At 38.6% G+C, this 7,368-nt stretch carries 5 protein-coding genes; 4 read left to right on the forward strand and 1 reads right to left on the reverse strand.

Going from position 1 to position 7,368, the window contains the following annotated elements:
• The first annotated feature begins 20 nt into the window (after positions 1-20).
• Complete coding sequence (locus I2D69_RS17195; protein WP_148463277.1) at positions 21-1,454, forward strand: alpha-L-fucosidase; 1,434 nt, start codon at positions 21-23, stop codon at positions 1,452-1,454.
• 115 nt (positions 1,455-1,569) lie between these two features.
• Here the strand turns inward: I2D69_RS17195 and I2D69_RS17200 are convergent, their stop codons facing one another.
• Entirely contained in the window at positions 1,570-2,460 is an 891-nt protein-coding gene (locus I2D69_RS17200; protein ID WP_148463279.1) for a helix-turn-helix domain-containing protein, read from the reverse strand.
• Between the two features lie 218 nt (positions 2,461-2,678).
• Between I2D69_RS17200 and I2D69_RS17205 the strand changes: the two genes are divergently transcribed.
• The 3 genes from I2D69_RS17205 (at position 2,679) to I2D69_RS17215 (ending at position 7,313) form a co-directional block, all read left to right on the forward strand.
• Complete coding sequence (locus tag I2D69_RS17205) at positions 2,679-5,744, forward strand: glycoside hydrolase family 2 TIM barrel-domain containing protein (RefSeq protein ID WP_195380291.1); 3,066 nt, start codon at positions 2,679-2,681, stop codon at positions 5,742-5,744.
• Positions 5,745-6,009: 265 nt separating this feature from the next.
• Entirely contained in the window at positions 6,010-6,675 is a 666-nt protein-coding gene (locus I2D69_RS17210; protein WP_173717240.1) for a response regulator transcription factor, read from the forward strand.
• Between the two features lie 167 nt (positions 6,676-6,842).
• Positions 6,843-7,313, forward strand: coding sequence for a hypothetical protein (locus I2D69_RS17215; RefSeq protein WP_195380292.1), 471 nt, complete (start codon positions 6,843-6,845; stop codon positions 7,311-7,313).
• Positions 7,314-7,368: the final 55 nt, after the last annotated feature.

Here is a 7,368-nt window from a genome sequence, read left to right on the forward strand (position 1 = left end):
AAAATGTCTAGAGGATGATCATGAACTATAGCGGCTTAAAAGAAGACAAAAGATTAATTGAAGCAGTACCGACCGCAAGACAGATTGCATATGAAAGCATGGAATTTTTCTGTTTCATTCATTTTACAGTAAATACCTTTACCGGAAGAGAATGGGGCGATGGAACAGAGCCGGAATCTATTTTTAATCCGACAGAGCTGGATGCAAAACAGTGGGCGAAAACAGCCGCAGAGGGCGGTATGAAGGGACTGATCCTCACTTGCAAACATCACGACGGATTCTGCCTGTGGCCATCAAAATACACCAAACACAGTATCAAAAACTCTCCATATAAAAATGGAAAGGGTGATATTGTAAGAGAAACAATGGAGGCTTGCAGAGAATATGGCCTGAAGTTTGGTGTTTATCTTTCTCCTTGGGACAGAAACAATGAATCCTATGGAAAAGGAAAAGAGTATGATGACTATTATGTGAATCAGCTTACAGAGCTTCTGACAGAGTATGGTGATATTTTTGTAGTATGGTTGGATGGTGCCTGTGGGGAAGGCGCAAATGGAAAGGTACAGAAATATGACTGGCAAAGATACTACCAGGTAGTTCGCAAGCTGCAGCCAAATGCTGTGATCTCTATTTCTGGTCCTGATATCCGTTGGTGTGGAAATGAAGCTGGTGAGGTACGCCCAAGTGAATGGAGCGTGGTAGCAGCAGATATGAAAGATCCGGCTCTGACTTCAGAGTTAAGCCAGCAGGAGGATAATGAAGAGTTCCGTGAAAGACCATTGGATGAAACACAGTCTGATCTGGGAAGCAGGGAACGTCTTGCGAAGGAAGAACGACTTGCCTGGTATCCGGCTGAGACAGATGTCTCCATCAGACCGGGCTGGTTCTATCACGAAGAAGAGGATGATAAAGTACGTTCTTTTGAGAATCTGAAGGATATTTACTTAAAATCAGTTGGTGGAAATACTACACTTCTGTTAAACATCCCTCCGATGAAAAACGGAAAGATCCATCCAACGGATATTCAGAACCTGAAGCAGTTAGGTGACTTTATCAAAGAAAGCTTTTCCAATAATTTAGTGGAAGAAGCTGGTATTACAACCATTCCACCACTTGACTGTCGGGAGATGTCCCCAGAAGTTCTTAGAACCGATGATTATGAAACTTATTTCCTGAATGAGGCTGGAACCAATAAACTGGTTATCAAGATCAAATGGATTGAAAGAAAAAAACTACATTATCTTGTTCTGAAAGAAGCAATTCCCCTTAGCCAGAGAGTTGAGGCATTTAATGTCTGCTATGAAGAAAACGGCAGCATAAAAAAATGCTATGAAGGAACAACTATCGGATATAAGAGAATCGTCGATTTGAAGGGAATCCATACAGATAGTCTGGCAATCGTAATTGAAGATTCCAGAGTTGCACCTGCGATGGCATTTGTGGGAGTATATTAAAATAGAAGAATAAGAAGTACATATGACTAGGGGAGAGCGTATGTAGAATATTAGTAATAAAAATAAATCAATTAAAAGCCCAGGCAGTTTTTGAACCTGGGCTTTCGTATACAGATCATTTCTTTTCTGGTTCAGTCATCTGATTCTCTTCATTTTGCCGCAGTTGTTTCCGAAACTGTGACGGCGAAGCGCCAAACTGTTTCCGGAAAAAGCGGCTGAAATATAATGGATTTTCATATCCAACCAGATTGGAAATTTCTGTAACATTGTAGTTTGTGGTTTCCAACAGAGATTTCGCATTTGAAAGACGCAGGTTCTGTATGTACTGGGCGGGTGTTGTATTCGTATATTGTTTGAAGTTCTGGATAAACCAGCTAACACTAATATTTTTCGAAGCTGCATATTTTTCAATATTAATCTGTTTATTGTAATGCATTCGGAAATAATCAACTGCCTGCGCCATGTCATCCATGATCATTGGATTCTTCTTGTGAGGTTTTACAAGAATCTGGCGGTGAAGAAGGATTAAAAGCTGCATAAAGTAATACACAAGAAGCTCTTCATAGTCTTCTTTCCGCAGCTGCAGTTCTTCAATCATGTTCATGTACAGATGCTTGTATTCCATGGAGACTCCGGAATAAATCACATGAACGCCATCTGCAATGCCGTATTTGCGGAGGATATTTTTGACGTTATTCCCAGTAAAATGAACCCAGTACACTTCCGGGTGGTCGGCACCATAATAGTAGTAGCGCTGTTCTTCTTTTGGACGGTACAAAACCATGTTTCCAGCAGAAACAATTTCCTCTTTTCCATCAAAATAGAAATGTGCTTTTCCAGAAGCAACGTAAAGAAGCTGGTAATCAAGCCGACCTCGCGGCCGGTGCGTTGGCAGCTTCTTTATTGTGTACAGACGGTAAGTACCGCAGCTCCCTATAAAAATAGGATGTTTTTTATCTTTAAAATCCAAGCGTGTCTGGTGCCAGTAAGCGGAGTTTGTGTACAATATAAATTACCTCCTTGTAAATATGCACGATTTTTATCGGAACAGATTGTACATATTTCAAAATTAATAAAAAAGTGTATATTTTTGTGTCTTTACTTGTTAAATTATATCATTTTGTGCATGTTTTGTCGAACAGAGTTTATGTAATTTTTTTAAAAAACAGGTATAATCATATCAGATGTTAAAACAGAAAAATATATAATATTGGAGGAGCAAATATGATCGTACCAAAACACTACGAAAATCTGAATGTGTTACATGAAAACACCATGCCCCATCGAGCATACTACATGCCTGCATCAAAGGATATGGGATCTCTTGTACATGACAGAGAGAAATCTGACCGTATGGAGCTTTTAAATGGAAACTGGAAATTCCAGTTTTATAAGAGCATTTATGATCTTCAGGAAAAATTTTACGAAGCAGGTTATGACACTAAGGGCTTCGACGAAATTCCAGTTCCGGGAATCTGGCAGAACTATGGCTATGACAGCCATCAGTATACCAATGTCCGTTACCCAATTCCGCTTGATCCGCCATATGTACCACAGGAGAATCCTTGCGGAGCGTACGTACACCAGTTTGAATATAAGAAAGATTCCAAAGCACCAAAAGCATACTTGAATTTTGAGGGTGTAGATTCCTGCTTCTATGTATGGATCAATGGTGTCTATGTAGGCTACAGCCAGGTGGCTCATGCAACCAGTGAATTTGACGTGACCGATCATCTGAAAGAAGGAACAAACACTTTAGCGGTACTTGTCCTGAAATGGTGTGATGGAACTTATTTAGAAGACCAGGACAAATTCCGTATGACAGGAATTTTCCGTGATGTATATCTGTTAAAGCGACCAGAAAGTGTACTGTATGATTATTTTACCACTACATCTATAGGGGAAAATGGTGCAGAAATTGAAATTCGTGCGAATTTTCTTGGGGAGAGCAATGCAGCAGAAAATACTAAAATTGTAATCCGGAATCATGAGGGAAATACGGTGGCTACAGGTACATTTAAGAAATGTGACGATGAAAATTTTGCTTACAAAGCGGTATTAGATATCACAAACCCTGTACTCTGGAATCCGGAACAGCCATATCTGTATCAGGTGCTTTTCCTTTCCGAGAATGAGGTGATCATAGACCGTATCGGTATCCGTGAAATCCACTGTGAGGGAAGCGTAATCTATATTAATGGTGTAAAAGCAAAATTTAAAGGTGTAAACCGTCATGACTCCGATCCGATAACCGGTTCCGCAGTAAATATGGAGCAGATAAAAAAAGATCTGATCATGATGAAACAGCACAACTTTAATGCAGTCCGAAGCAGCCATTACCCGAATTCTCCTTATTTCTATCAGCTTTGTGATGAGTATGGCTTATTTGTGACCGCAGAAGCTGATAATGAGAGCCATGGAACCCAGACACAGTACTTGAAAAATTCAGAGTGGGAAAATGTAGTTGAGCAGTGGAATAAAAGAATTGCAAATAACCCGGATTTCATTCCGGCAACCATGGATCGTACCAGACTTTGTGTGGAAAGAGAAAAAAACCGCCCATGTATTGTAATGTGGTCTATGGGTAATGAATGTGGATATGGATGTACCTTTGAGGAATCCCTAAAATGGACCAAGGAATTTGACCCAACCCGTCTTACGACTTATGAGAGTGCATTCTATCAGAGTACAGACCGTGAGTATGACTATTCTAATATTGATGTAGTTGGAAGAATGTACCCAGCTTTTTCTGAGATTGATGAATACATGGAAAAGAATCCGGATAAGCCTCTTCTTCTGGTAGAATATTGCCACGCCATGGGAAATGGACCTGGAGACCTGGAGGATTACTTTGAATTGATCCAGAAGTACGACAGTCTTTGTGGAGGTTTCGTATGGGAGTGGTGTGATCATGCTATTTACAAAGGCCAGGCTGAAAATGGCAAGGGAATCTATTATTATGGAGGAGATCATGGCGAAGAAATTCACGATGGAAACTTCTGTATGGATGGACTGGTTTATCCTGACAGAACACCACATACTGGGTTAAAAGAATACAAAAATATATATAGACCGGCAAGGGTTCTTCACTATGATCAGGAAACTGGAGATATGGTTCTTCATAACTATATGAATTATGTTGATCTTAAAGATTATATTTATCTTATATATGAGGTGAGCGTTGACGGAGAAGTTGACTGTGTAGGACAAATTGAATTAGATGAAAGTATACCAGCTCATGAAGAAAAAACAATCAAACTTCCTGTTTCAATACCAGATAGTGGAAAATGTCACCTAAAAGTATCTTATTGTTTGAAAACTAATACTCAGATTTTACATTCGGATGAGTCTCTTGGATTTGATGAAATCCTTTTAAAGAACATAGATGGAAGAAATCAGAAAGCCATTGAACTTCTTGCTGAAATGAATACTGATAATATTTTTACTGTGGAAGAGTGTGACAGATACTTTACAATTCATGTAGGGCAGGAAAATACTTATCGCTTCAACCGACTGACAGGATTATTTGAAAGCATTACTGTAAAGGGAAAAGAACTTCTGACTCGTCCTATGGAATTAAATATCTGGAGAGCACCAACTGACAACGACCGGAAAATCAAATTAGAATGGATGAATGCTCATTATGACCAGAGCTATGCAAGAGCATATGAAACTTCCTGCATTACCAAAAATGGGAAACTACACATCTTAGGAACGTTAAGTGTTTCTGCACCTACCGTACAAAAAATTCTTGATGTGAAGTCAGAATGGATTATTACTTCGGATGGCGCAATCCAGGTAAAAATGGATGTAAAGAGGGATTTGGAATTTCCAATGCTTCCGAGATTTGGAATCCGTTTATTCCTTAACAGAGATTTTGACAACGTAGAATATTACGGAATAGGACCTGAGGAAAGTTACGTAGATAAGAGAAGAGCCGGCAGTCATGGAAAATATGATGCTAATGTACTTGAAATGCATGAAGATTACCTGCGTCCACAGGAAAATGGAAGTCATACCGACTGTGACTACCTTATCTTAAAAGGAAAGGAAAATACTTTTGCAGCAGCAGGAGAAAGGACATTTTCCTTTAACGTATCACCATATACTCAAGAGGAACTGACAGCAAAAAGACATAGCTATGAATTACAGCCTTGTGGAAGTACGGTCGTGTGCCTGGATTATGTCCAAAACGGAATTGGTTCTAACAGTTGCGGGCCTGAGTTGTCAGAACAGTACCGCCTTGATGCAGAACAGTTCAATTTTGAAATTAAAATGATAATTAAATAATACAGAATAAAAGTTCCTGTTGAAAAAAAGAGTCGGAAAAACTGATTCGTACATTAAGCAGATATAAACACAATTAACAAAATTAAATCAAAAATGTAGTGGGATTTGAGGAATCAAAACGACTTCCAGATGGATCGTTCTTGATTCCTTTTTCTTTACAAATCGGTTACATTTGCAGTACTGAAACTAGTGTATAATTGTAATAGTAAAAATCACGCACAATAAAGAAATAATCGGATTTGTGTAAAATGAAAGGAACATTATTATGAAAGCAAGAATACTGGTGATAGAAGATGAAATGGCAATCAATGATCTGCTTTGTATGAATCTGGAAGCTGCCGGCTATGAAACAGTAGGTTATCTGGATGGAAATGATGCAAGTGAGGGAGTCGCACAGGACCATGAATTTCAGTGCGCCCTTGTGGATATTATGCTTCCGGGAAAGGATGGTTATACCCTGTTGCCGGAATTAAAAAAGTTTGGTATTCCGGTTATATTTCTTACGGCAAAGGCTGATGTTACAAGTAAAGTAAAAGGGTTAAAAGACGGAGCCGAGGACTATATAGTAAAGCCTTTTGAAATGCTGGAGGTAATGGTGCGTTTGGAAAAAGTGTTAGATCGTTATGGAACGGCACCGAAACAGATTCAGATAGACGATGTCATAATTGATACCGTAAGTCACATAGTTACGAAAAATGGAGAAGAAATATATTTAAAACCTATGGAATATAACTGCCTTATGGTGTTCGTAAAAAACCCAAATAAAGCACTTACCAGAAGCCAGATCTTGCAGGAACTGTGGAAGGAGGAATTCTGCGGAGAAACAAGAACTGTGGATGCACACGTTGGACGCATCAGAAAAAAACTAAGCTGGCAGGATAAAATCAAAACCATTCCTAGAATTGGTTATCGACTTGAGGTGGATTTATGAAGCTATTTACAAAAATTTTTTTACAGGTAATCTGCGTGGTGCTTCTGCTGTCATCTGGAATTTTTTTCTATACAACTTACAGGTGGAAAAATCAGAGCATACAGAATATCAACAGTTATGAAAATAGCAGGTTTCAAACAAATATTTCTAAGTTTGAAAACATGCTAATGCGGATTAAAAGTAAAACACAGGACTCTGATGATAAAATCCGGGAAAAAATGATTATTTATGCTTTTCGTCAGGTATTCCACGACAGTGCCGTTTTATATCAGGATGGAAAAGAACAATATAATGGGACAAAATATGAGTTTGATCTGCAAAATATCAGAAACCTAACAAAAAACAAACATGATGGATTCGAAAATGACAGCTATTGTGATAAACCACTGATCAGCAAAACAAATGGCAACGTATTTTTGCTCTTTTATTTTTCCAGCTACAGTTCTACAGACATGAACTATCAGATTGTCACCTACAAAGATATTACCGGTGTACAAAAACAGAGTCAGACACTGTTTTATCAGGCAGGAGGGTTTACCCTGTTTCTGGTTCTGTTTGTTGGCTTTTTCCTGTTTTTGACTTTGCGGAAAATTATGGAACCGCTCACAAGGCTAAATGATATGATACCTCTAAAGTAGACAGATTAAATATAAAAATCTGTTACTTTGGAGGTATTTTTCATGCCAAAATCAA

It is taken from the genome of Ruminococcus sp. D54t1_190329_F1 (assembly GCF_015551645.1).
GTDB lineage: Bacteria > Bacillota > Clostridia > Lachnospirales > Lachnospiraceae > Blautia_A > Blautia_A faecis.

What these genes read in the sequence shown, in the direction of transcription:
- I2D69_RS17215 (WP_195380292.1), top strand. Translation starts at nt 6,843, where the DNA reads ATGCGGATTAAAAGTAAAACACAGGACTCTGATGATAAAATCCGGGAA.
- I2D69_RS17205 (WP_195380291.1), top strand. Translation starts at nt 2,679, where the DNA reads ATGATCGTACCAAAACACTACGAAAATCTGAATGTGTTACATGAAAAC.
- I2D69_RS17210 (WP_173717240.1), top strand. Translation starts at nt 6,010, where the DNA reads ATGAAAGCAAGAATACTGGTGATAGAAGATGAAATGGCAATCAATGAT.
- I2D69_RS17195 (WP_148463277.1), top strand. Translation starts at nt 21, where the DNA reads ATGAACTATAGCGGCTTAAAAGAAGACAAAAGATTAATTGAAGCAGTA.